At 38.0% G+C, this 25352-nt stretch carries 25 protein-coding genes and 1 pseudogene; 10 read left to right on the forward strand and 16 right to left on the reverse strand.

Annotation, left to right across the window (positions count from 1 at the left end; all coding sequences use genetic code 11):
* Nucleotides 1–28 precede the first annotated feature (28 nt).
* The 5 genes and pseudogenes from HT719_RS03875 to HT719_RS03895 form a co-directional block, all read right to left on the reverse strand.
* Nucleotides 29–718: a CPBP family intramembrane glutamic endopeptidase gene (locus HT719_RS03875; RefSeq protein ID WP_119946755.1), complete on the reverse strand. Its 690-nt coding sequence runs from the start codon at nucleotides 716–718 to the stop codon at nucleotides 29–31.
* 31 nt (nucleotides 719–749) lie between these two features.
* Complete coding sequence (locus HT719_RS11995) at nucleotides 750–983, reverse strand: ComC/BlpC family leader-containing pheromone/bacteriocin (protein WP_050222911.1); 234 nt, start codon at nucleotides 981–983, stop codon at nucleotides 750–752.
* Between the two features lie 269 nt (nucleotides 984–1252).
* A complete protein-coding gene (locus tag HT719_RS03885; RefSeq protein ID WP_172928301.1) occupies nucleotides 1253–2290 on the reverse strand; it encodes a thioredoxin domain-containing protein in 1038 nt (345 codons plus the stop codon).
* Nucleotides 2291–2455: 165 nt separating this feature from the next.
* A pseudogene (locus tag HT719_RS03890) lies at nucleotides 2456–2732 on the reverse strand (immunity protein); the annotation flags it as partial.
* A gap of 144 nt (nucleotides 2733–2876) precedes the next feature.
* Nucleotides 2877–3107: a bacteriocin class II family protein gene (locus tag HT719_RS03895; RefSeq protein ID WP_172928303.1), complete on the reverse strand. Its 231-nt coding sequence runs from the start codon at nucleotides 3105–3107 to the stop codon at nucleotides 2877–2879.
* A gap of 281 nt (nucleotides 3108–3388) precedes the next feature.
* Here HT719_RS03895 and blpA point away from each other — a divergent pair, with 281 nt between their 5' ends.
* From blpA to blpC, 3 genes are read left to right on the forward strand one after another with little or no spacing between them, the layout of a single operon-like run.
* The gene (gene blpA / locus HT719_RS03900) at nucleotides 3389–5542 is read left to right on the forward strand and encodes a peptide cleavage/export ABC transporter BlpA (RefSeq protein WP_172928306.1); all 2154 of its coding nucleotides are present in this window, start codon (nucleotides 3389–3391) and stop codon (nucleotides 5540–5542) included.
* A gap of 10 nt (nucleotides 5543–5552) precedes the next feature.
* Nucleotides 5553–6914, forward strand: coding sequence for a bacteriocin secretion accessory protein (locus HT719_RS03905; protein WP_172928308.1), 1362 nt, complete (start codon nucleotides 5553–5555; stop codon nucleotides 6912–6914).
* Nucleotides 6915–6970: 56 nt separating this feature from the next.
* Nucleotides 6971–7126, forward strand: coding sequence for a quorum-sensing system pheromone BlpC (gene blpC, locus HT719_RS03910; RefSeq protein ID WP_172928310.1), 156 nt, complete (start codon nucleotides 6971–6973; stop codon nucleotides 7124–7126).
* A gap of 42 nt (nucleotides 7127–7168) precedes the next feature.
* Here blpC and HT719_RS03915 read toward each other — a convergent pair whose 3' ends face one another.
* Genes HT719_RS03915 through HT719_RS03925 form a run of 3 tightly spaced genes read right to left on the reverse strand, consistent with a single transcriptional unit; the run spans nucleotide 7169 to nucleotide 9603 of the window.
* Nucleotides 7169–8509 carry a sensor histidine kinase gene (locus HT719_RS03915; RefSeq protein WP_172928312.1) on the reverse strand — a complete coding sequence of 447 codons (1341 nt, stop codon included), beginning with the start codon at nucleotides 8507–8509 and terminating at the stop codon, nucleotides 7169–7171.
* Between the two features lie 4 nt (nucleotides 8510–8513).
* Nucleotides 8514–9260: a LytTR family DNA-binding domain-containing protein gene (locus tag HT719_RS03920; RefSeq protein ID WP_172928314.1), complete on the reverse strand. Its 747-nt coding sequence runs from the start codon at nucleotides 9258–9260 to the stop codon at nucleotides 8514–8516.
* A 4-nt stretch (nucleotides 9261–9264) separates the two neighbouring features.
* Nucleotides 9265–9603 carry a LytTR family DNA-binding domain-containing protein gene (locus tag HT719_RS03925; protein ID WP_172928316.1) on the reverse strand — a complete coding sequence of 113 codons (339 nt, stop codon included), beginning with the start codon at nucleotides 9601–9603 and terminating at the stop codon, nucleotides 9265–9267.
* Nucleotides 9604–9961: 358 nt separating this feature from the next.
* Between HT719_RS03925 and HT719_RS03930 the strand changes: the two genes are divergently transcribed.
* Nucleotides 9962–10213, forward strand: coding sequence for a hypothetical protein (locus HT719_RS03930; RefSeq protein ID WP_001130045.1), 252 nt, complete (start codon nucleotides 9962–9964; stop codon nucleotides 10211–10213).
* Nucleotides 10214–10241: 28 nt separating this feature from the next.
* Nucleotides 10242–10565: a helicase BlpT gene (locus HT719_RS03935; protein ID WP_172928318.1), complete on the forward strand. Its 324-nt coding sequence runs from the start codon at nucleotides 10242–10244 to the stop codon at nucleotides 10563–10565.
* Between the two features lie 61 nt (nucleotides 10566–10626).
* On the opposite strand, the gene HT719_RS03940 is transcribed toward HT719_RS03935, so the two are convergent.
* Complete coding sequence (locus HT719_RS03940) at nucleotides 10627–11676, reverse strand: ABC transporter permease (RefSeq protein ID WP_172928319.1); 1050 nt, start codon at nucleotides 11674–11676, stop codon at nucleotides 10627–10629.
* Nucleotides 11673–12404 carry an ABC transporter ATP-binding protein gene (locus HT719_RS03945; protein ID WP_100104323.1) on the reverse strand — a complete coding sequence of 244 codons (732 nt, stop codon included), beginning with the start codon at nucleotides 12402–12404 and terminating at the stop codon, nucleotides 11673–11675. Before HT719_RS03945 ends, HT719_RS03940 begins: the two co-directional genes overlap by 4 nt.
* Nucleotides 12405–12471: 67 nt before the next feature.
* On the opposite strand from HT719_RS03945, the gene HT719_RS03950 reads away from it, so the two are divergent.
* Together HT719_RS03950 and HT719_RS03955 are read left to right on the forward strand one after the other, a co-directional pair.
* A complete protein-coding gene (locus HT719_RS03950) occupies nucleotides 12472–12882 on the forward strand; it encodes an HIT family protein (RefSeq protein WP_100104324.1) in 411 nt (136 codons plus the stop codon).
* Nucleotides 12883–12891: 9 nt separating this feature from the next.
* On the forward strand, nucleotides 12892–13179 hold the full coding sequence (locus HT719_RS03955; RefSeq protein ID WP_100104325.1) for a hypothetical protein: 288 nt from the start codon (nucleotides 12892–12894) through the stop codon (nucleotides 13177–13179).
* 412 nt (nucleotides 13180–13591) lie between these two features.
* Here HT719_RS03955 and dnaJ read toward each other — a convergent pair whose 3' ends face one another.
* The 6 genes from dnaJ to HT719_RS03985 form a co-directional block, all read right to left on the reverse strand.
* Nucleotides 13592–14731, reverse strand: coding sequence for a molecular chaperone DnaJ (gene dnaJ, locus HT719_RS03960; RefSeq protein ID WP_172928320.1), 1140 nt, complete (start codon nucleotides 14729–14731; stop codon nucleotides 13592–13594).
* 216 nt (nucleotides 14732–14947) lie between these two features.
* A complete protein-coding gene (locus HT719_RS03965) occupies nucleotides 14948–15349 on the reverse strand; it encodes a tRNA (guanine-N7)-methyltransferase (protein WP_172928321.1) in 402 nt (133 codons plus the stop codon).
* A 1-nt stretch (nucleotide 15350) separates the two neighbouring features.
* Nucleotides 15351–17174 (reverse strand): molecular chaperone DnaK, encoded by a 1824-nt coding sequence (dnaK, locus tag HT719_RS03970; RefSeq protein ID WP_033679701.1) that lies wholly within the window; start codon nucleotides 17172–17174, stop codon nucleotides 15351–15353.
* Nucleotides 17175–17657: 483 nt separating this feature from the next.
* On the reverse strand, nucleotides 17658–18200 hold the full coding sequence (grpE, locus tag HT719_RS03975; RefSeq protein WP_275690610.1) for a nucleotide exchange factor GrpE: 543 nt from the start codon (nucleotides 18198–18200) through the stop codon (nucleotides 17658–17660).
* 2 nt (nucleotides 18201–18202) lie between these two features.
* The gene (gene hrcA / locus HT719_RS03980) at nucleotides 18203–19237 is read right to left on the reverse strand and encodes a heat-inducible transcriptional repressor HrcA (protein ID WP_119946747.1); all 1035 of its coding nucleotides are present in this window, start codon (nucleotides 19235–19237) and stop codon (nucleotides 18203–18205) included.
* A gap of 160 nt (nucleotides 19238–19397) precedes the next feature.
* Nucleotides 19398–19910: a DUF2812 domain-containing protein gene (locus tag HT719_RS03985; RefSeq protein WP_172928323.1), complete on the reverse strand. Its 513-nt coding sequence runs from the start codon at nucleotides 19908–19910 to the stop codon at nucleotides 19398–19400.
* Between the two features lie 607 nt (nucleotides 19911–20517).
* On the opposite strand from HT719_RS03985, the gene HT719_RS03990 reads away from it, so the two are divergent.
* The 3 genes from HT719_RS03990 to HT719_RS04000 all read left to right on the forward strand — a co-directional run.
* Nucleotides 20518–22851 (forward strand): DEAD/DEAH box helicase family protein, encoded by a 2334-nt coding sequence (locus HT719_RS03990; protein WP_172928325.1) that lies wholly within the window; start codon nucleotides 20518–20520, stop codon nucleotides 22849–22851.
* A gap of 12 nt (nucleotides 22852–22863) precedes the next feature.
* Nucleotides 22864–24327 carry a class I SAM-dependent DNA methyltransferase gene (locus HT719_RS03995; RefSeq protein WP_119947570.1) on the forward strand — a complete coding sequence of 488 codons (1464 nt, stop codon included), beginning with the start codon at nucleotides 22864–22866 and terminating at the stop codon, nucleotides 24325–24327.
* Nucleotides 24327–25352: restriction endonuclease subunit S (locus HT719_RS04000; RefSeq protein ID WP_240156547.1), on the forward strand; the 1026-nt coding region annotated here is incomplete at its 3' end. The genes HT719_RS03995 and HT719_RS04000, both read left to right, overlap by 1 nt.

A 25352-nucleotide genomic window follows, 5' to 3' on the forward strand; every position in this document is an offset into this window, starting at 1 on the left:
TATGGCTGAAAAGCAAGCCTTTTGTTTTTTACCCCAAGACCCTATGTAAAAAAGTCAGCAAAAATGGTAATGTTGCGAAAATATTATTGATCACATGCACCGCATAGGATGGATAAATACTCTTGGTATAGCGGGTCAAACCGGCAAAGATGATTCCAACTGTTGCAAAGATGAAAATATCTAACAGACTAGGCAGGCTTGAAAAATGAGGAAGAGCAAATAAAATTGACGGAAGAAGCAAATCAAGGCCAAATCTCGAATACTTAAAAAAGGCGTGTTGCAGTAATCCTCTATAAATCAGCTCTTCCATAAGTGGAGTCAGAAAGAACAAAGTTATATAGATACCTAGCTCGGCAAAGTTGGTCCCACTATAACCGATCAATACAGCCCAACCTTCAGCAGTTGACTGAACATGTTTAGCTGTCTGAACGTTAAAAGAGATCTGGAGCACTAGCACTAATACTGTCAAAATCGAATACCAAAGCCATTTTTTTCTCGGAATGCGAAAAAGATAGCCGTGCCCTGTCTTAAACAGAATCCAAATCATGACTCCACTAAATAGCAAACTCAAGAAATTTTGAATCCAGACGAAATTGCCAATCTGGGAAGAAAATTGCCAATAATTTTGAACAATAAGCGTCAGCCGAGAAAGACCAAATACGAAAAATAGGTAAGACAAGACTACACTTATTTTGAAAACAAGCTGATACTTTTTCATAGAAATTCTTCCTCATTTCTTGTATTTCAGCCTATATTCCACATAAATGAAAACCTGCTCCTATATAACCACGGTCATGATAACCGCGCGGGCAGTAACCACTTACTGGAAAAGGACCTGAATTTTTTAATATAGGAGGGTAAGAACCGAATGGACTTACCTGATTAGCGTACCCTCTATAAATATCAGATACATCCCCACCCTCTATACGAGCAAGCATTTCATTATCCATAACTGCAAATTGAGTCGTTGTTTTTGTTTCCATGAGGAATACCTCCTTTTTTATTTTTAATTTTAATTTTAATTTTAATTTTAATTTTTGTCTTGTTGCAACTTTGACAAGTTTAGTATATCATCGTTTATTAATTTTTTTCATCCAAATCTTGAATTGTCATCGAAACGTCTTGAATTGTTAAAAAATTTAAAAAGCAAGCATTAAAAACATACTTGCCCTTTCACTCTTGTCTATAGGCAAATGTTAGCTATATGTTATTACAAACAAATAGTATCATTGCACCTGTTTACCATCTATTTTTATTTATGAATTTTTTGTTTCACTTTAATCATTACAGAAGCCATAAAAAACGCGACAGCCAGCCGAAGCAGTTGGTAACTTTCTTCCTCTCCTGTTTTCGGTAATAATTTTTCATTCGAAGTAATAGATTTGCTTACATAATCAGTCCCCTTAACATCAGTTGAAGGAGTTTTATTTTCTTGAGCAACATCAAAAATAGGTTTGAGAGTTTCCGATTGATTCTTATTGTCTAACATTGCTAAATTGCCAGATTGAGTAGTTTTAGCTTTAGAAGTTGAGTTTGTACTCTCCACTTTCCCACTATTTTCACTATTAGAATTGGGATTATCATTGGATATTTTCATTTCGGTTCTTTTTTCATCACTCATACCTTTGCTGTCACTTACAACTTTATCACTAATATTCATGCTGTCACTTCTAGTATTCTCATCACGGACACTTTCAGTTACTGTTTCCTCAGAAGATTTCACTGTCTCCGTTTGCTTAGGTGAGTTTCTCGAGTACATATAATCATACACCTGTTGTGCAGTTGCTCCGCCACCAACCCATCCAGATATCGGATGTCCATTTTTTAAATACAAAATTGTTGGTGTTCCTGGAATACCGACTTTTTTAAATAGAAACTCTCTCGCTTCCCCGTCAAAATCTTTACCATCCAAATCATAATACTCTAACTTCTTTTCAATCAAGTTATTAAATTCTTTCAATTCAGGAGAAAATTGACGACAATGAGAGCAAGTTTTTCTACCAAAATATATAGTATGTTCCAATTGATCCTCTGTAAAAGATTGACGAACAGCTTCAATATCTATCTTTTTAAAGTCCGTAACATTCTTCTCATACTCTTCTGGGGTTACAACAGAAGGTTTATGCTCCATCTTTTCCGTACCCGATTGTAAATCTGGCGCCACAAGAGAACTATCATTCGCCTGGATAGATGAAGTAGTAGGCTGTTCTTCTGCATATGCAAGACCTGCAGTAATAGATGCAAATACAAGTGGTACAAGTAATAGCGATTTTATCTTTTGTTTCTTCATAAGAATACTCCTTTACATTTGTTATCTTTATCTTACCTTATTTAAGATTACAAATTCATATAAATCTTAAATGGTCATCGAAACATCTTGAATTGCAAAAACTTCATTATAAAAGGGTAAGTATTGCGAAAACACTTACCCTTTTCTTTTATACTTCATTAAGCTCTACTTTTTATAATACTTCAAGCCCCAAATGAGTAGAAGCATGATAAGCAAGCAGAGAATAGCGCCAATATAGGCAATTAATTGTTGATAGAATTCTCCTGCTGTGATACCTCTATACAAACAAATAATAGACATAAAGCCTGTCAAGCCGATGAACATGAGTTGATTGGTTCTAGGACTAACCAAATCATCATTTACTTCTATTTAAGATCATGTCTTTTATGCTAATGTATGTTAACACTAAAAAACAAGTTAGGCCAATAATATTCAAAATGAATAGCAATGGGGTTAAGTCTCTAAAAAAATTATCCACTGATATTATAATAAATACTAAAAATACTATAGTTGAAACTATCTTTTTCTTGTTCATAATTATTTACTCCATTCCAACTAAGTTCAGCTTAGTAATGAAGAGCGATTTTTAACAGTATTTAGCAGCACCAGCTGCCGCTCCGCCCCAAAAACCAACAGTAGCTCCAGATACAGTACCAATGATAGGTAGCGTTACAGTTCCTAAGGCGCTACCAGCAATTCCTGTAGTCAATGCCCCTCCAACTACACCAAGTCCACATCTTATCCAACCGCCACCTTCAACGCAAGTAAGCATATCAGCATCCATAATCTCAAATTGTTCCATCATTTTTGTATTCATGACAAATACTCCTTTTTTATTTTTAATTTTTGTCTTGTTGCAACTTTGACAAGTTTAGTATATCATTGTTTTTTAAAATTTTTCATCCAAATCTTGAATTGTCATCGAAACGTCTTAAATTAGCTTTTTTATTTAAAACCACCTCTAAATTTTTTTTAAAAGATAATTTCTAATCACTTTTTTACCATTCAGGAAGTTTCAATGACTATTCAAGATTTCATAAAATATGAACTTATTTTTATGGCATAATAGATCTATCCACTATATGAAAGGAATTGCCAATGACTTCTTATAAACGTACATTTGTTCCTCAAATAGATGCTAGAGACTGTGGTGTTGCTGCCTTAGCCTCGATTGCTAAATTCTATGGTTCAGATTTTTCTCTAGCTCACTTGAGAGAACTTGCAAAGACCAATAAAGAAGGAACGACTGCTCTTGGCATTGTAAAAGCCGCTGATGAAATGGGCTTTGAAACAAGACCTGTTCAAGCAGATAAAACGCTCTTTGACATGAGTGATGTCCCCTATCCATTTATCGTTCACGTTAACAAAGAAGGAAAACTCCAACATTACTATGTTGTCTATCAAACAAAGAAAGACTATCTGGTTATTGGTGATCCTGACCCTTCTGTAAAAATCACCAAAATGTCAAAAGAACGCTTTTTCTCTGAATGGACTGGAGTAGCTATTTTTCTAGCTCCCAAACCTAGCTATCAACCCCATAAAGATAAAAAGAATGGTCTACTAAGCTTCCTTCCTCTGATTTTCAAACAAAAATCTCTCATTGCTTACATTGTTCTCTCAAGCTTATTGATAACTATTATCAATATCGGTGGTTCTTATTATCTCCAAGGAATCTTGGATGAATACATCCCAAATCAGATGAAATCAACTTTAGGAATCATCTCAGTTGGTCTGGTTATCACCTATATCCTCCAACAAGTCATGAGCTTCTCCAGAGATTATCTCCTAACCGTTCTGAGTCAGAGATTAAGTATCGATGTGATTTTATCCTATATTCGCCATATTTTTGAACTTCCTATGTCTTTCTTTGCGACACGTCGTACAGGAGAAATCATTTCACGGTTCACAGATGCTAACTCTATTATAGATGCCTTGGCTTCTACCATTCTATCTCTTTTTCTGGATGTTTCCATTCTGATTCTTGTAGGGGGAGTCTTACTGGCACAAAACCCTAATCTCTTCCTTCTTTCTCTTATTTCCATTCCTATATACATGTTCATCATCTTTTCTTTTATGAAGCCTTTCGAAAAAATGAACCATGATGTCATGCAAAGTAATTCTATGGTTAGCTCTGCCATTATCGAAGATATCAACGGGATTGAAACTATCAAGTCGCTCACGAGTGAAGAAAATCGCTATCAAAATATAGACAGCGAATTTGTAGATTATTTGGAAAAATCCTTTAAGCTCAGTAAGTATTCTATTTTACAAACGAGTTTAAAGCAGGGAACAAAATTAGTTCTGAATATCCTTATCCTATGGTTTGGCGCTCAATTAGTCATGTCGAGTAAAATTTCTATCGGTCAGTTGATTACCTTTAACACACTTCTTTCTTACTTTACAACTCCTATGGAAAATATTATCAACCTCCAAACCAAACTCCAATCTGCGAAGGTTGCTAATAACCGTTTGAACGAAGTCTATCTAGTCGAATCTGAATTTCAAGTTCAAGAAAACCCTGTTCATTCACATTTTTTGATGGGCGATATTGAATTTGATGACCTTTCTTATAAGTATGGTTTTGGACGAGATACCTTAACAGATATTAATCTCACGATTAAACAAGGAGATAAGGTTAGCCTAGTTGGAGTCAGTGGTTCTGGTAAAACAACTTTAGCCAAAATGATTGTCAATTTCTTTGAACCCTACAAAGGACATATTTCCATCAATCATCAGGATATTAAAAACATTGATAAAAAAATCTTGCGCCGTCATATCAATTACCTACCCCAACAAGCCTATATCTTTAATGGCTCTATCTTGGAAAATTTAACCTTGGGCGGTAATAATATGATTAGCCAAGAAGATATTCTAAGAGCTTGTGAATTAGCTGAAATCCGTCAAGACATTGAAAGAATGCCTATGGGCTATCAAACTCAGCTCTCTGATGGAGCTGGTCTATCAGGAGGACAAAAGCAACGAATAGCCCTCGCTCGTGCTCTTTTAACTAAAGCTCCTGTTTTAATACTAGATGAAGCTACTAGCGGTCTTGATGTCTTGACTGAGAAAAAAGTTATAGATAATCTTATGTCCCTCACTGATAAAACCATTCTCTTTGTAGCCCATCGTCTCAGTATAGCCGAACGAACCAACCGTGTCATTGTTCTTGACCAGGGGAAAATCATTGAAGTTGGTAGTCACCAAGAGTTAATGCAGGCGCAAGGTTTCTACCATCATCTATTCAATAAATAAGGAGAATGTCATGAATCCTAATCTTTTTAGAAGCGTCGAGTTTTATCAGAGACGTTACCATAACTATGCGACAATGTTAATTATACCTCTTTCATTACTATTTACTTTCATCTTGATTTTCTCCCTTGTTGCCACAAAAGAAATTACTGTTACTTCCCAAGGAGAAATCGCCCCTACAAGTGTCATTGCCTCCATTCAGTCAACCAGTGATAATCCTATCCTAGCTAATCATTTAGTGGCAAATCAAGTAGTTGAAAAAGGGGACTTACTCATCAAATACTCTGAAACAATGGAAGAAAGTCAGAAAACTGCCTTAGAAACTCAATTACAAAGACTTGAGAAGCAAAAAGAAGGACTTGGAATTTTGAAACAAAGTTTAGAAAAAGCGACTGATCTTTTTTCTGGCGAGGATGAGTTTGGCTACCATAATACCTTTATGAATTTTACTAAACAAGCTCATGATATTGAACTAGGTATCACAAAGACTAACACCGAAGTTTCAAATCAAGCTAATCTTGCCAATAGCAGTTCATCAGCCATCGAACAAGAAATTACAAAAGTTCAACAACAAATTGGAGAATATCAAGAGTTGAGAGATGCTATCATAAATAAAAGGGCTCGCTTACCAACTGGCAATCCGCACCAGTCAATTTTGAATCGTTATCTTGTAGCCTCACAAGGACAAACACAAGGAACTGCAGAGGAGCCATTTTTATCTCAAATTAATCAAAGTATTGCAGGTCTTGAATCATCTATCGCAAGCCTCAAAATTCAGCAAGCTGGTATCGGAAGTGTAGCAACTTATGATAATAGTTTAGCAACCAAAATTGAAGTACTCCGTACTCAATTTTTACAAACAGCTTCTCAGCAACAACTAACCGTGGAGAATCAATTAACAGAATTAAAAGTACAACTAGATCAAGCGACACAGCGCTTAGAAAACAATACCTTAACCGCTCCAAGTAAAGGTATCGTTCATCTGAACAGCGAATTTGAAGGTAAAAATAGAATTCCAACTGGTACAGAAATTGCTCAAATATTCCCTGTCATCACAGATACAAGAGAAGTACTAATCACTTACTACGTATCTTCTGACTATCTACCTCTACTAGATAAAGGACAAACTGTAAGATTAAAACTGGAGAAGATTGGAAATCACGGCACCACCATCATCGGCCAACTTCAGACAATTGATCAAACTCCTACCAGAACAGAGCAAGGCAATCTCTTTAAACTAAGCGCTCTTGCAAAACTATCTAATGAGGATAGTAAAATCATCCAATATGGCTTACAAGGTCGCGTCACTAGTGTAACTGCAAAGAAAACATATTTTGATTATTTCAAAGATAAAATTTTAACCCATTCTGATTAATTTTCAGATAACACTCTATAACTATTTATTATCTTATAAAACAGGAGAATCATAACATGGATAAGAAACAAAACCTAACTTCATTTCAAGAACTAACAACTACCGAACTCAACCAGATTACAGGTGGAGGATGGTGGGAAGAGCTTTTATATAACATTCGTAGATATCCTCTTCACATCACACAAGGATTTCATCAGCCAATACAACTATAAAAAAACAAGACCAAGAGAACGTACTCTCGGTCTTATTTTTTATCATGCTGTATGTATCACAGTAAGCATCTGACGAAAAACTTGATTTTGACAGGTGGTATTGAGACTAGCATTAGGATAACTTTCCACAATTTTCATAACGGTATAGAGACCAACTCCTCTTTCCTCCCCTTTAGAACTTGCTCCAAAGGAGAAGATTTCAGAAATATCGATGCTCTCTTCTTTGATGGAGTTTTCAATGATAAAGGTCTCCTGTGCCCCATTTTTAAAAAAAGCGATTGAAACATGAGGTTGACTAGCCTCTATACTAGCTTCAATAGCGTTGTCACAAAGGATAGACACAATGGTTAGAAAATCAAGCAGGCTCATCCCCTCAACCTGAATCTCCTCAGGAACTTCAACATTAAAAACAATGTTCTTTTCTCTAGCTTTTATAAATTTTCCAGCTAGGAGACTCTTGAGGGCACGGTCCCGAACATTCACCAATCGTCCAAGGTCATATTTATTGTCCTGCAATTTTTCACTAGAATCCTTTAAGACCGAGTCGTAGACCTCTTTTATCTGCTCCATATCCTCCTCTTCAACGCCCAGACGTAAGCTGGTCAAGAGGTTGGTGTAGTCATGGCGAAAACTCCGTACTTCCTTGTAAAGTTCCTCTATATGCCGACTATAGCGTTCCATATCTCTGTAGCGCAAGGTCTGCTCTTGGTTCAGTTTCTTCTGAAGTTTTTGTTTCAAATAGGTATCCAATTTCTTGATAACCCCCATAAAAAAGAGCAGGTAAAACACCAGAATAAGATGACGAACAGTCTTTGATTGGATATCGTATGCATATTCAAAGTAAGACAGATTTTCCATGACTAGAAAGTAGGCCCCCATTATCCAGTTAATCTTAGTAAGGGACTTTTGAAATGCTTTATCGAGAATCTCCTTTCTCAAACTAGTAAAATCATAATCCAACCATTTCAAAAAGGCTAGAGAAATGAAGAAATTGAAAATTATTATACACAACCAAATCAAAGAGTAATCATCATGTAATTGCCCTTGTCCCAAAAATGGAAGCACAAAATAAGAAAGACCTCTATAAAAGAGATTCACCAATATCATTGGAAAGAGACCATAAAAGAAAAGGAGTTTTTTAGGAAGCCCTTTTAATAATAAGAAAGATAAGCCGATGCCGTACAAGGGGTCCACAAAATAAGATAGGTAATTATTTCCTACTATATAGCTAATCGTTACAAAAGCAACTGCCAACAGTATCTTAAAAAGAAAGGACTTAAAAACTCGCTCCAAAGTGAGAGCAATTCCATCTACCTTAAAAAATATAAACAACTCCAATCCAGATACCAAAAATGTATAAACTATTTTCCAAACTATTTCCATTCCATCACCTCACTAAGTGTAAGTTATTGATAGCCTCAGACACTTCCCTGACCTTATAACGCGCGATTAGACAACTTCCACCATTGGGAAAGAAAAGCAGTTTTTCTTTCTTATCCAAATGTATCACATTGGCTGGATTGATGAGAAAAGAGCGATGACACTGCAGGAGACGAGGCTCCTGCTTGAGAATCTCCTCTAAACTCGCTGTAAATTCCAGTCTGTCCGTCTCGGTATAGAGAATGACATGATGAGATTTTGGGGACGTTTCGAGATAGTAAACTTCTTTAAAAGGATACTGGAATTGAGCAAATCTTGATTTAAAATAAAAGCAATCTTCCGCCAGACTCTTACTGTCTTGACTACTGGCATAGAGAAGGGCTGTCTCAATACGAGATTCAAACTCCTCTGCTGACAAGGCCTTATCAATATAGTCTAAAGCTGACACTTGGTAGCGAAAGGACAGGGGCATAAACTCCGAGTGAGTCGTCACAAAGACAATCAGGGCATAAGGATCCCGATCCCGAATCTTTCTAGCCACTTCCAGCCCCTTCATCTCTTCATTTCGAATCTCAATATCCAAAAAGAATAGCTGATGTGCGCCCTTCTCATGCACTCCAGCCAGCAGTTGATCTGGCTTGCCAAAGATCTCAAAAGAGCTAGGAATGATCTGATGTTCTTTCAAGAGTTTCTCAATCGTCGTTTCAATCCTAGTCTGCTGGGAAAAATCATCTTCCAAAACAAATATTCTCATCTTCCTACTCTCCTTCTTTCAACCATTTTTGACGAATTTCTCTATAGCGACGTCTGGCATACTTGACAGCGTATTGACCTTCTTCTCCAAGAAAAAGGATTCTTTCTTGAAAATCAATCGATTTTACTTTATCAAGATTGACCAAACAATTTCGATGACACCTCATCAAGTTTTCCCCATATTGGTTCTCAAGATTACTTAAATTTTGAACCATATTAAAACTATCTTCTTCTGTAACAATCTGTACGGTATGGGCTTTAGTTGGATGCGTTTGGATATAGTAGATATCGTCGACGTTTACTTTATAGACCGTTTTCTGTGTCTGAATAATCATATGTTTCATTGGATTCTCCTCCTAAGAAGAGAATAACAGAAAAAATCTAACACAAGCCCACCAAATCCTAAACAGTCTTTGAAAGCTCCTAAAAGGATTATTTTTCTACAACATCATGATGGGCTTACCACTATTTTATCATAAAATCTTAACAGTACCATTCAGGAAATTTCAAGGACAATTAAAGATTTTATGGTGAAAAAGGAGATAAAAGTGATAGACTATGATTATAGAAAGACTATGTTTGCAACAACTTTAAAAATCATCAAAAAAGGAGGGGTGCATATGATTTATTCACATCCACCATGATTAACACCCTATAAATATACTCTATTGCAATTGACGTAAATATAACAAGGAGAAAATTATGGCCAAGTCAAATAAAACAAAACAATTAACATCAATCGAACTTTCTCATATAAATGGCGGTAGTATTCCATATGGATGGTATTCTCCGTTTCATATGATTAGCGATAATGTACTATGTAGAAATGGATATTCATATAATAAAGCTAATCTTGATAATGGTAAATGTATCATTGATTGGGGCAACATAGTTGGCAATGTTGCTAATAATATAGGTGCCTCACTAGGAGATTTACACAATCCCTTACCTTAAAACATAAATTATATAGGAGGTCACGTAAATGACAGACCCAATTAAAACTGCTCAGGCACTGATAACTGACTTAAACAAAGCCTACCAAGCATGCAAACAGGCAACCGCTGACGACGTCCGCTTTCAGGAGCAATTAAACTCTATTCTTGGTTTTCTAGCCAAGGCTGAAACAGTGGATAATCGATTCTTGATTGAATTGGAAAAATTTTACCAGACTTCCAGTCTTCTCATGGGACTCAGCGCTCTTGATCCAGATGCTCCAACTCGCGCCGCTTGGCGAGCCTATGACCGCTTCCACTTTGACCAAGTCAAGACCAAGTTGAGCCTCTACGGACCAACCATTATCCTGTAGTAACAAAAAAGAAGCTGAGACAAACTGAACTCAACTTCTTTTTTAGTGTCATATAAGCATCTTAGTCCTGCATCTGACGTTTTACCTGATAAGGTAGGTACAAGACTAGTAAAACCAAACCAGCTCCTAGCAAGGCTAGAAGGGCTAGTTTTTCTTGGAAGGTAATCAGCCCAACAACTAATTCCACCAGTAAAACAAAACTGGTCAACCCTCGGACTACAGCCTGCAAGCCTTTTTCCTTTTGCCCCTTGTCCAGTGGAAAGAGTTGGGTCAAATACTGGTAGTCAAAGGCGTGATAGAGAGCCAGCAACTGGAAGAGCAAGAGGTAGTTAAAGAGAACTACCACTGCTGTCGCAATCCAAGCTTGCTCGATAAAGACCTGCGCCAGTATGGAAAGCAAGAGAAGACGAAGACTGAGGGCAAAGAGGTCTCCATTTCGCAGATAAGAACGCAGATAGAGATTTTGCCAAATCTTCCCAGGCGCCTTCTGAACGGCCTTTAGGATAAAGTCCAGATAGACACGACGCTTGACGCTGTTTGAAATTCCCTTGACCTGCGTAAAAAGGGCAAAGAAACGAAGCAAGACTTGCTTACGCTTGCTTTCTTGGGAAATAACATAGTCCCAGTTCAGTCCAGTTTCCGTGAAAAATTTGCTAGCCTTTTGACGAAAGAGGAAATATTTACCTACTCCCAATAAAAGCACATAGACCAGAAAAACAGGCAAGCCATAGCCCATTGCTAAAAATAAGGGCGCAAATAACAGCAAGAAAAGGGTTTGGACAAAGAGCCAAAATACTAGGGAAATGCCAGTTTGACGCTTGAGATGGAGTTTGATTTCCTCTTCTCCGACTAAGAGAAAGAGCTTGTCCGGAGCCTCCATATAGGTGGCAATTCCACCCCAAAGCAAAAGTAAAACAGACGTAATTCCTACAAATAAAAGGATGGGCCAATGATTTTCAGGAAAATGTTGCAAGAGTTGACTGTACTGGTAGGCTAGAAAGCCCAGCAGAACAAGCAGGAACAAGACAAAGTGGTCATTGAGAACATAGCGCAGATAACCGACACACTCCTTACGAAAAGCCTGCTTTCTCTTTAAAAACAAGTCTTTCATAGCTCCTCCTCTTTGGTCAGAGCCAAGTAAATATCATTCAAACTAGCCTCCGGCATATCAAAGGCTTCACGCAGTTGCAGGAGATTGCCTTTGGCACGCACCTCTCCCTTGTGAAGAATGACAAAGGCATCACACATCTTCTCCGCCGAATCCAACACGTGGGTACTCATGAGAATGGACTTACCCTTTTGCTTTTCCACTTCCAAAAGTTGGATCAAGTCCGCAATAGCCAGAGGATCAAGACCAAGGAAAGGCTCATCCACGATAAAGAGACTTGGATCCACCACAAAAGCACAGATAATCATAACCTTCTGCTTCATCCCTTTGGAAAAATGAACAGGAAACCAATCTAACTTCTGCTCCAGACGGAACATTTTTAACAAAGGTTCTACTCGATCAAAAGCTACATTTTGCTCAATACCATAGGCCATGGCAACCGTTTCGATATGCTCTCTGAGAGTCAATTCCTCATACAGGCTAGGCGTTTCTGGAATGTAGCCAATTTGCTTGCGGTAGCTAGTCGCATCTTCTTGCAGGGTCAAGCCATTGATATTGATGGAGCCACTATAAGGTGTCAACAGGCCGATAATCTCATTGATCGTCGTTGATTTCCCAGCACCATTGAGACCAATCAAACCGACCAACTGCCCACTTTCAACAGTAAAAGACACATCTTTCAAGACAGGGACATGGACATAGCCACCTGTCAGATTTTTAATTTCTAACATATTTTCTCCAAATCTGGTATAATGTAGCTATATTATATCAAAATTCAATACAGTAGAGGTAGATTTTATGTCAGATTGCATTTTTTGTAAAATCATCGCAGGGGAAATTCCTGCTTCAAAAGTATATGAAGATGAGCAGGTTCTTGCCTTTCTGGATATTTCTCAAGTGACACCAGGACACACCTTGGTCGTACCCAAAGAACACTATCGCAATCTTTTGGAAATGGATGCTACTAGCGCCATCCAACTCTTTGCCCAAGTACCAAAAGTAGCTCAAAAAGTCATGAAAGCTACCAAGGCTGCTGGTATGAATATCATTGCTAACTGTGAAGAAATCGCAGGGCAAACCGTCTTTCATACCCACGTTCACCTCGTGCCTCGCTACAGTGCGGACGATGACCTCAAGATTGATTTTATCGCCCACGAACCAGACTTTGACAAACTTGCTCAAGTCGCTGAAACTATCAAAAACGCCTAAGGAGTTGCCATGAAATTATCCAACCTACTGCTATTTGCAGGAGCTGCAGCTGGAAGTTATCTGGTCACAAAAAATCGTCAAACCATCACAGATGAAGTCTTGAACACTACTGACCGCGTTCAAGCTATCAAGGACGATGTGGATATTATCCAAAACAGCCTGCAAATCATTAACCAGCAAAAAGAACTTATCAAAGAATACCAAGAAGACCTAACTTACAAGTTTAAGGTCTTAGAAAAAGATATCCAGACTAGACTAGCTGTCATCAAAGAAACACAGGAAATTGAAGATAAGTAAAAAGAGCTGAGTGGCTCTTTTTAAAAGGTAAACAAGTCATATCCCATCAACTATACATCACAATTTAGACAACTCATTCATCGTTGCACCACTAAATCGAAGACTTTCCGCCGTACTGAAAACGATTCTGGGATAAAGGTCTAACCTTAAATATAAAAAGCGAACAAAACGAGTTATCTGACACTCAGAATTCTGTCTTGTTCGCTTTTTTATCTAATCTATCGGTTTTTAAAATTTATAATAAAGAATTCCTAAAATCAAAATCTTTTTGTCTCAGACTCGTCCGGAAACTTTGAGACCTAGGCTCAAAGTTTAGGTATGTAACTTCGAAGAAGGTCGCTACCATCCGTCATTACTTAAGGAAAGTCTTAAAAAATCTATAAGTAAAAAGAGCCCGACGGCTCTTTTTGCTTTATTCTCCTTCAAAGGCATCTTTAATATGGTCAAAGAAGCCCTTTTTCTTTGGATTGACTTTCAAATCGCCTGCAGCTGCGAATTCTTTCAAAGCTGCTTTTTGGCGGTCGTTCAAGCCTGTCGGTGTTACGACATTAACGGTAACGTATTGGTCACCAACTGCACCGCCACGAAGGCTCGGAGCTCCCTTACCACGTAAACGGAATTTCTTACCAGTCTGAGTTCCCTCTGGGATAACCAATTCAACATCGCCGTGAACAGTTGGGATATCTACTGTGTCACCAAGAGCCGCTTGGACGAAGTTGAGGTTGAGATTGTAGAAGATAGTCGTTCCTTCACGTTCAAACTTATCGCTGGCTTCCACCGAAACTACTACATACAAGTCACCGTATGGTCCACCGTTAAATCCTGCCTCACCTTGACCAGCTAGGCGAATTTGTTGACCAGTTTCCACACCAGCAGGAATTTTGACATGTACGCTATGGGCTTGTTTTTCATGACCTGTTCCGTGACAAGTTGTACATGGATCTTTGATTTCTTTTCCGCGACCGTGACAGACATCACAGGTTACTTGGCGACGCATCATACCAAGCGGAGTCTGTGTATCAACGTTAATGACACCAGCGCCATGACAGCGTCCACAAGTGACTGGACTTGTTCCTGGCTTAGCACCAGAGCCATTACATGTACTACAGCTTGCTTCACGATTGTACTTAACCTCTTTTTCAGCTCCAAAAATAGCTTCTTCAAAAGTCAAATTCACACGATACTGGAGATCATCCCCTTGACGAGGAGCGTTTGGATTGCGCGAAGCTCCGCCTCCGCCAAAGAAACTTGAAAAAATATCCTCAAAACCACCGAAGCCACCTGCCCCGTTGAAACCGCCAGCTCCACCACCGAAGCCTCCAAATCCACCGTTGGCTCCAGCCGCACCATATTGGTCATAGGCAGCACGTTTTTGGTCGTCACTCAAAGTCTCATAGGCTTCCTGAACTTCCTTGTACTTTTCCTCAGCACCAGGCTCCTTGTTGATATCTGGGTGATATTTTTTGGAAAGCTTACGATAAGCCTTTTTGATTTCGTCTGCCGAAGCGTTTTTGGACACCCCCAGACGATTATAAAATTCAGTATTGTTCATACAAGATACCAAGACCGTAAAATTCGACTGAAAAATAGGAAATCTGACGCTGGAGCGATGCTCCTAGACAGATTTATCTTTTTTCCGAGAATTTAGGTCGGGTTCAATTCCTTTCTTTATATATTGACAAGACAAACCCCAAACAAATGAGATTCCGTCCCTTTTTATCGAAAAACAGAGGCTGGGTTGCAACCTCTGCAAATAAGTAAATTAACTTTATTTTGATTTTAAATATCCTATAAGTACAGAAATATTTATATATTTTTGTCTCTTCTTAGTATTTGCTATAAAATTCCAATAGATTAGAAGGAATACACCGACAACCCAAATCATGCCCATTATAAACGATATTATAAATTCTGGTTTTTGTATTGTTACTGATACTAGTGATGATACTAACGCTGACAACAATACTGAAGTAACAAAATTCCTTACCGCTTCATCACTTTTGACACAACTATCATGTTCAGCTAATACAGTTTCTCTATATCTAGCCAAATATACTGCTGGAATATTATCTATAAAATCTTTTGCAGACTCATAACTATCAGCTTTATTACAGAAATCATTATAAACTTTTCGTGTATTTTTTAGATATTCTTCAGCCAATACACTCATCTTACTTTTCAGTAAACTCTCCGTCTACGACGTCATCGCCTGCGTTTCCTGTGGCTTGTGCGCCTTCTGCTCCTGCTTGAGCTTGTTGGGCTGCTGCGGCTTGTTCGTAGAGTTTAACAGCAAGTCCTTGAGCTTTTTCGTTCAATGCTTCAAGTTTTGCTTTCATGTCGTCCAAGTTGTTATCTTCTTGCGCTTTCTTAAGGTCATCAAGGGCAGATTGGGCAGCGTCACGTTCTGCGTCGAATCCTTTGCCTTCAGTTTCCTTGATTGTCTTTTCAGTCGCAAAGATCGCTTGGTCTACTTCGTTACGAAGGTCAACTTCTTCTTTACGTTTCTTATCTGCTTCAGCGTTAGCTTCTGCATCTTTCATCATGCGGTCAATTTCTTCGTCAGTCAAACCTGAGTTAGATTGGATCACAATAGTTTGTTCTTTTTGAGTTCCAAGGTCTTTAGCTTTAACAGACACGATACCGTTCTTGTCGATGTCAAATGTTACTTCGATTTGAGGAATTCCACGAGGTGCAGCTGGGATATCGGTCAATTGGAAACGTCCAAGAGTCTTGTTATCTGCTGCCATTGGGCGTTCACCTTGAAGAACGTGGATATCAACGGCTGGTTGGTTGTCTGCTGCAGTTGAGAAGACTTGTGATTTAGATGTTGGAATTGTTGTGTTGCGGTCAATGAGTTTTGTGAAGACTCCACCCATTGTTTCAATACCAAGTGACAATGGTGTTACGTCAAGAAGGACAACGTCTTTAACGTCACCAGTGATGACACCACCTTGGATAGCAGCACCCATAGCCACAACTTCATCAGGGTTTACTGATTTGTTTGGTTCTTTACCAGTTTCAGCCTTAACAGCTTCAACAACGGCTGGGATACGAGTTGAACCACCAACAAGGATAACTTCGTCGATTTCTGACAAGCTCAAACCTGCATCTGAAAGGGCTTGACGAACTGGAACCTTTGTGCGTTCTACAAGGTCACGAGTCAAATCGTCAAATTTCGCACGAGTCAAAGTCATTTCCAAGTGAAGAGGTCCAGCCTCGCCTGCAGTGATGAATGGTAAGCTGATTTGAGTTGAAGTTACACCAGAAAGGTCTTTCTTCGCTTTTTCAGCTGCATCTTTCAAACGTTGCATTGCCATCTTGTCAGTAGACAAGTCAATACCGTTTTCTTTTTTGAATTCTGCTACCAAGTGGTCGATGATTTTTTGGTCAAAGTCATCACCACCAAGTTTGTTGTCCCCTGCAGTTGACAATACGTCGAAGACACCGTCACCCAATTCAAGGATAGAAACGTCGAATGTACCACCACCAAGGTCAAATACCAAGATTTTTTCTTCTTTATCAGTCTTGTCCAAACCGTAAGCAAGGGCTGCTGCAGTTGGTTCGTTGACAATACGTTCTACTTCAAGACCAGCGATTTTACCAGCGTCTTTTGTTGCTTGACGTTGAGCATCGTTAAAGTAAGCTGGAACTGTGATAACTGCTTTAGTCACTTTTTCACCAAGGTAGTCTTCAGCGTAGCCTTTCAAGTATTGAAGAATCATAGCTGAGATTTCTTGTGGAGTGTATTCTTTTCCGTTTGCAGAAACTTTTTCAGAAGTACCCATCTTAGATTTGATAGAGATAACTGTATCTGGGTTTGTGACTGCTTGACGTTTTGCAGCGTCACCAACGATGATTTCGCCGTTTTTGAATGATACTACAGATGGTGTTGTGCGGTTTCCTTCTGGATTTGCGATGATTTTGCTTTCAGTTCCTTCAAGAACTGCTACTGCTGAGTTTGTTGTACCTAAGTCAATACCGATAATTTTAGACATGTGTTTTTCTCCTTAAATTTTAATTCGAATTTTGATTTTTTGATATTTCCCTTAAGTGGTGGGTACGTGAGCAACTCCCTTCGGGATTTCATCACTTATTTTTGAGCCTATTGTCTCAAAAATCCCCTGTTTCAGTAGCTTTTGCTACTGAAACTTTCACCACGGTGGGAAATATATTCCTTGCAAGCCTCCGGCTTGCCTCTTATCTTTCTTCATAGTTTATTGTCGTTTCGGACAAGTTTTCTATTATCTAAATTGCGACACGAGGAGTCGAAATCGATTTTATTTCGACAACGAGTTAGTAAGGAGGCTAGGCAAACGCCATAGCGATTGCCGTTTTCTGACGAGTTGCTTTATCTATCGTCAGAATCACCTAATCGAACACGCCCTAAGCTCTGGGTAAAAAAGATAGATTTCCTTGTGTTCATCGAACACTTCGTCAATCTCCTATTTTTACTGTGAGCTTTTTACGGGCTTTGTATCTTAGTTATACACCACTACCATTGCTGGGCGTAGGATGCGGTCATGGAGTTTGTAGCCTTTTTGGAAAACTTGGGCGATGGTATCTGCTGGGTGTTCATCGTCTGCTGGGAGAGTTTGGATGGCCATATGGTAGTTATGGTCAAATTTACCGTCAGCTGCGATTTCTTCGATTCCTTCTTCTTTCAAAGCGTGAATCAAGCTTTCTTGCACCATTTCCAAGCCCTTCTTCACATCATCTGTCAAACCTTCAACTGCGAGTGCACGCTCAAGGTTATCCAAAGAAGGGAGAATCGCTTTTGCCAAATCCTGACTACGATAACGTTGCAAGTTTTGACGCTCTTCATTGGCACGGCGTTGGATATTTTGCATTTCTGCATGAGCGCGAAGATATTTGTTTTCGAACTCATCTGCACGTTCATTTGCCAAGTCCAACTCAGACTTTTCAGGAGTTGTTTCTTCAGCTGTTTCCACAACTTCCTCTTCTTGAACTTCTTCTTCATTTTTTATATCTTGGGCCATGTTCGCCTCCTTTAATGATTTCAATCTTAATGTACTTCGTAATGATTACTGCTGAGGTAGCGGTAAAAATCTGTCAACTTCATGGTCAAAACACGGTTGACCACATTGACTTGATTGATTAGCTGTTGGTAATCCAGATTAACTGGACCGATAATGGCTAGAATTCCAACTCCCCGATAAGGAATGAGGAACTTACTACTAATCACTGCTAGGTCAGCTAAACAGGATTCTTGACCGTCTGCAACACGAACATTTTGCATCTGATCCTCACGCAACCCCTCACGAATCTCCAAGGCCACCTTTTGCGGTTGATCAAAGAACTGATAAGCTGCCAGATTGGCAAAATTCAAGAGATTAACCTTGCCCGCCACCACAATGTTTTCGTTGAACATTTCCTTAAAGATATGTTCAAAGAGATCGATGACATTATCCGTTGTTGTAAAGTAACGCTGGATAATCTGCGGAATCTCCGTCCGAATCTTGTAGTGAATATCTAGAACGGTGTGGCCGAGGAAACGTTCCTGAATGATGCTCTTCAGTTTCAGCAAATCCTCCTGCAAGAAGTTCCTTGGAATCAGAAACTGACTAGTAACCGTTCGCGACTCGTCTAGGGTAAATACCGCCAAGGCTGTATGTTGACCCAAAACAACGATATCAAAGGCTGTCAAACGTTGCCTGCTCGGCTCAACATCCAGTGCCACTACCGTACAGCCACTCAGGTCTGTTAGCAAGTTAGCAGCCTCTTGCAGAATATCCTCCAATTTGAAGAATTCCTGATCAAAGGCTTTGACAATCTCATATACCTCATTTTCAGCCAGTCGGTCAAAATCCAGTGAGTGTTTCACATAGTACTGAAAACCAGCAACACTTGGCATCCGACCGCTTGAAGTATGAGCCTTCTCAAGCAAACCTTGCTTTTCTAGAGCCGCCATGTCATTACGAATGGTTGCACTGCTAGAGTTAATAGACTCTTGCAAGGCTTTTGATCCGACAGGTTCGTGCGTTTTGGTAAAGATGTCAATAATCAGATTTAAAATATCCTGCTGACGCTCTGTAACCATCTCATCACTCCTCTCTGTCTGATCAATTAGCACTCAATGCATCCAAGTGCTAACTTATGATTCTATTATACACCCTTAGAAGAGAATGTCAAGACAAAAACTCAAAAAATTAGCACTCTTTTATCAAGAGTGCTAAAAATCAATCTGAAGACCTAGAACCCTACCTTCCATCTACTCGGTATTTCCTTTTTAGTCTAAAAAAACCATGGATTAGATAAGAAATCATAAAGGCATATAGAGCAAAAATAACAAAGAAAGATTGCGACAGTTCTTCTCGAAACAAACTCATACAAACAACAAAACCTCCTAAGAAAGTAGCTGCACATGAACGAAGTCTATATCGCATAACTTCCCACCTGAGATTATTACTCATATAGACTTGATCCTCTGAAAGTATATCAGAAGCCGATTTACGAAGAATCGAACAAAAACCTGCTCCTATCAATTCCCAACCTCTATTTCTAAAATCTTGCAGTTCATGCTTATATTTTTTAAGAAATCTAGAATCATAGATACGGTAGATGACATCGTCTGGTTGACATTGGTCAAGATAGAACAAACCAAAACGACCCGTTCTATATCTCCAACCTTTCAAATGCATCTCATGCAAATACTCTTCTTCCTTGTCCAAATCAACAATGGTGAAAATCCGAAATTCTACTCTGCTATTCATTGTCTTACCCCAAAATTAGAAAACATGCCTAGCGTTATTTATTAGATAATTCTTTCCACTTTTGACTCAATCTCCAAAAAATATAAGAAATCTGAACCGCAAAAACTATCAATAAAACCCAATCTATTATGAAAATCAAAAATACTCCCCAACTGAAAGAACTACCTCCAGTGACAAACTTTGAGAAAATCGGTAGTAGAGCTAAAAAGAGAAGCAAAATAGGAAGCATCCGCATTGTTAAAATCCTTTTGGCATAAAAAAATCTTTATTTAAACGAAAATATTATAGCAAAATTTACGCCAGTTTTTGAACGGCTGATGTAGATATTTTATACTTTCAAAATGTTTAAATGTGATTATTTATTTTTGAAAAATAGCTCACCAGCCCGACTGAAAGTGCTTATAGAATGATAATAAGTCGCCTGCCGAAAACAGTGAAAAATAGCGGTGTTATGCGGAGATAATCTGACGCGATGCGAAAATATATTGCATACTTATTTTCAACAATTTAGCAGAGTATTTTTATAAATATGATATAATAGAAGTATAATTTGTTCTGATAGTTTATTTTATGGAGAAGTAGATTTTTAGAATGCGGAGGGTTCAATATGGTTGAGTTTATAAAGTCTAAGAAAGAAATGAGTGAGGAGGATATTAAAGCAAATTTCATCACTCCTGCTATTGTATCCAAAGGATGGAAAAATGGTGAGCATATCGCTTACGAAGAATACTTCACTGATGGTCGAATTGAGGTTAGAGGAGATAAGGCTCGTCGTAAAGAAGGAAAAAAATCAGACTATTCACTGTATTACCAATTTGGAACTCGAATTGCAATTGTTGAGGCAAAGGATAATAAACACAGCGTTCGAGCAGGATTACAACAAGCTATTGAATACGGAGAGATTTTAGATGTTCCATTTGTTTATTCTTCGAATGGTGATGGCTTTATTGAACACGACCGTATCACGAGAGAAGAACGTGAGCTGGAGTTAGACGAATTCCCTACTCGTGAAGAATTATTTTCTCGTATGACGAAGGAAAAAGGATTGACGTACGAAATTACAGAAGCTATCTCAACTCCATACTATACAGACGCCTTCTCAATGAAAACGCCACGCTATTATCAGCAAATAGCTATCAACCGTACTATTGAAACAGTTGCCAGAGGACAAAAACGAGTAATGTTTGTGATGGCAACAGGAACGGGGAAAACGTTCATGGCTTTTCAAATTATTCATCGCCTTCGAAAAGCTGGTTTGGCTAAACGAGTTTTATTCTTAGCAGATAGAAACATCTTAGTAGACCAAACGATGGCTGAAGACTTTAGACCATTCGAAAAGGTAATGACGAAAATTACACCAAAACTTTTGACTGCTCCTGAAAAATTAAATTCTTTTGAAATTTATCTAGGGCTTTATCAGCAATTAACTGGTGAAGATGGAACTGAAACACATTATCAAAAATTTGACAAAGACTTCTTTGATTTAATCGTAATTGATGAAGCGCACCGTGGTTCAGCTAAGGAAGACAGTAACTGGCGTAAGGTGATTGATTATTTCAGTTCTGCGACACAGATTGGGATGACCGCTACTCCTAAAGAAACCAAGAATGCTTCCAATACGGAATACTTTGGTGAGCCAATCTATACTTATAGTTTAAAACAGGGAATCGAGGATGGTTTTTTGGCTCCATATCGTGTTATGAGGGTTAATTTAGATGTGGATGTGGATGGTTATCGTCCAGAAACTGGAAAAGTTGATGCTAACGGACAATTAATAGAAGATAGGTACTACGGCAGGAAAGATTTTGATAAAACCATTGTCATTGATGATAGAACGCAAAGAGTTGCCAAGTTTGTTTCTGATTATATGAAGCAAAACAATGCACGATTTGATAAAACAATTGTTTTTTGTGTTGATATTGACCATGCCGAGCGAATGCGTGCTGCACTTGTAAAAGAGAATCTAGACTTAGTCCAAGAAGACTATCGTTATGTCATGCAAGTAACTGGTGACAACGCTGAAGGAAAAGCTCAACTGGATAACTTTATGGATGTCAATTCTAATTTTCCCGCTATTGTAACAACGTCTAAATTATTAACGACAGGAGTTAATGCTAAAACATGTCGTTTGATTGTTTTAGACTCTAATATCCAATCCATGACTGAATTTAAACAAATTATTGGTCGTGGCACACGTCTTTATCCTCAAAAGGGGAAAGAATTTTTTACGATTATTGATTTTCGAAATGTTACCAATTTGTTTGCTAACCCTGATTTTGATGGTGAGCCAGTGAAGGTGCTGGAAACAGGTGCGAAAACAGTCAGTGGTTCTACACCTGGTTTCGTAGGTGAGGAAGATGACCCAGTAGAAAAATATATCGTTACAGACAAGCAGGTTACCATTCTTAATTCTACTGTTCAAGTATTGGATGAAAACGGGAAACTGATTACCGAAAGCCTGACCGACTACACTCGGAAGAATATCTTAGGTAGTTACGCCACTTTGAACGATTTTATCACAGTTTGGCATACGGCGGATAAAAAGAAGCTTATCTTAGACGAACTTTATAAAAAAGGAGTTTATCTAGATGCTATTCGAGAGTCGGAGGGAATATCAGAACAAGAAATCGATGATTTTGATTTACTCCTAAAACTTGCCTATGGTCAAAAAGAATTAACCAAAACGGAACGTATCAATAAACTCAAACAAAGCGGATATTTATATAAATATAGTGAGGAAGCGCGTGCTGTTTTGGAAATTTTACTGGACAAATACATGGATAAAGGTATTGGAGAACTCGAAAGCATTGAAACATTAAAACTTCCAGAATTTCAGATATATGGTGGAACCTTCAAAATCATCAATACTTATTTTGGAGATAAAAAACGATATTTACAAGCAATTAAAGAATTGGAGAAAGAGCTATTTACAGTAGCTTAATGAAAGGAAAGTATGTCAATTACATCATTTGTAAAAAGAATTCAAGATATCACTCGAAACGATGCTGGTGTTAATGGTGATGCTCAACGTATTGAGCAAATGTCTTGGTTATTATTCTTAAAAATTTATGATAGCCGTGAAATGGTTTGGGAATTAGAAGAAGACGAGTATGAGTCAATTATCCCAGAGGAATTAAAATGGCGAAATTGGGCTCATGCTCAAAATGGGGAACGGGTATTGACAGGCGATGAATTACTTGATTTTGTCAATAACAAGTTATTCAAAGAGTTGAAAGAGCTTGAAATAACTTCAAATATGCCTATTCGAAAAACGATTGTTAAATCAGCTTTTGAAGATGCGAACAACTATATGAAAAATGGCGTCTTGTTACGCCAAGTCATCAATGTTATTGATGAAGTTGATTTCAATAGCCCTGAAGATCGTCATTCGTTTAATGATATTTACGAAAAAATTCTTAAAGATATTCAAAATGCTGGGAACTCAGGAGAATTTTATACGCCACGTGCAGCGACTGATTTTATTGCCGAAGTTCTTGACCCAAAACTTGGAGAATCAATGGCAGACCTTGCTTGCGGAACAGGAGGCTTCTTGACTTCGACTCTGAACCGTTTAAGTAGTCAACGTAAAACTAGTGAAGATACCAAAAAATATAATACAGCTGTTTTTGGTATTGAAAAGAAAGCATTTCCTCATCTTTTAGCAGTTACAAATCTGTTTCTTCACGAAATTGATGACCCTAAAATTGTTCATGGAAATACTTTGGAGAAAAATGTTCGTGAATATACGGATGATGAAAAATTTGACATTATTATGATGAATCCACCTTTTGGAGGGTCAGAATTAGAAACAATAAAAAATAACTTTCCAGCAGAATTACGGAGTTCTGAAACGGCTGATTTATTTATGGCTGTCATTATGTATCGTTTGAAAGAAAATGGTCGTGTTGGAGTTATTTTACCTGATGGTTTTCTATTTGGTGAAGGTGTAAAAACTCGCTTGAAACAAAAACTGGTAGATGAGTTCAACTTGCATACGATTATTAGGTTGCCTCATAGTGTCTTTGCACCGTATACAGGAATCCATACGAACATTCTTTTCTTTGATAAAACAAAGAAAACAGAAGAAACTTGGTTTTATCGTTTAGATATGCCAGATGGTTATAAAAATTTCTCGAAAACTAAGCCGATGAAGTCAGAACACTTCAATCCTGTTCGTGACTGGTGGGAAAATCGTGAAGAGATTCTGGAAGGTAAGTTCTACAAATCTAAATCATTTACACCTAGTGAATTGGCTGAGTTGAATTATAATTTAGACCAGTGTGGTTTTCCAAAAGAGGAAGAGGAAATCTTAAATCCCTTTGAGTTGATTCAGAATTATCAAGTGGAAAGAGCATCTTTAAATCATAAGATTGATAATGTATTAGCTGATATTTTGCAGTTGTTGGAGGACAAATAATGACACCAGAACAACTTAAAGCAAGTATTCTCCAAAGAGCGATGGAAGGGAAATTAGTGCCGCAAAATCCCAATGACGAACCTGCAAGTGAATTATTAAAGAGAATTAAAGCTGAAAAAGAAAAACTTATCAGTGAAGGAAAAATCAAACGAGATAAAAAGGAAACTGAGATATTTCGTGGTGATGATGGGAAACATTATGGGAAGTTTGCTGATGGAAGCACTCAAGAAATTGATGTTCCTTATGATATTCCTGATACTTGGGAGTGGGTGAGATTAAACGATATAACCTCCTACATTCAAAGAGGAAAGTCTCCAAAATATTCAAATATTCCTATATACCCTGTGATTGCTCAGAAATGTAATCAATGGTCTGGCTTTTCTATTGACTTGGCAAGATTTATTGATCCCGAAACAGTTCATAGTTACCAGAAAGAAAGATTACTAAGAGATGGTGATTTAATGTGGAATTCAACAGGCCTAGGTACGTTAGGACGATTAGCTATTTACCATGAAAATAAAAATCCTTATGGCTGGGCTGTTGCAGATAGCCATGTTACAGTTATAAGAGTCTTATCGGGGTTTATTAATTGCCATTTCATCTATAATTTTCTTTCCTCTCCTATTGTTCAGTCAGTTATTGAAGAAAAAGCGTCGGGTAGTACAAAACAAAAAGAATTATTAACGAAGACTATAAAAGAATATTTAATCCCTCTCCCTCCGCTAGCTGAACAACAACGCATAATAGAAGCAATCGAATTAGCTTTAGAAAAAGTAGATGAATATGCTGAAAGTTATAATAGACTAGAACAGCTAGATAAAAAATTTCCAGATAAACTAAAAAAATCTATTCTTCAATATGCTATGCAAGGAAAATTAGTAGAACAAGACCCAAATGATGAACCAGTCGAAGTTTTACTTGAAAAAATACGAGCAGAAAAACAAAAACTCTTTGAAGAAGGTAAAATTAAAAAGAAAGATTTAGAGATTTCAATTGTTTCCCAAGGAGATGATAACTCTTATTAT

It is taken from the genome of Streptococcus sp. k-378 (genome assembly GCF_013277505.1).
GTDB lineage: Bacteria > Bacillota > Bacilli > Lactobacillales > Streptococcaceae > Streptococcus > Streptococcus pseudopneumoniae.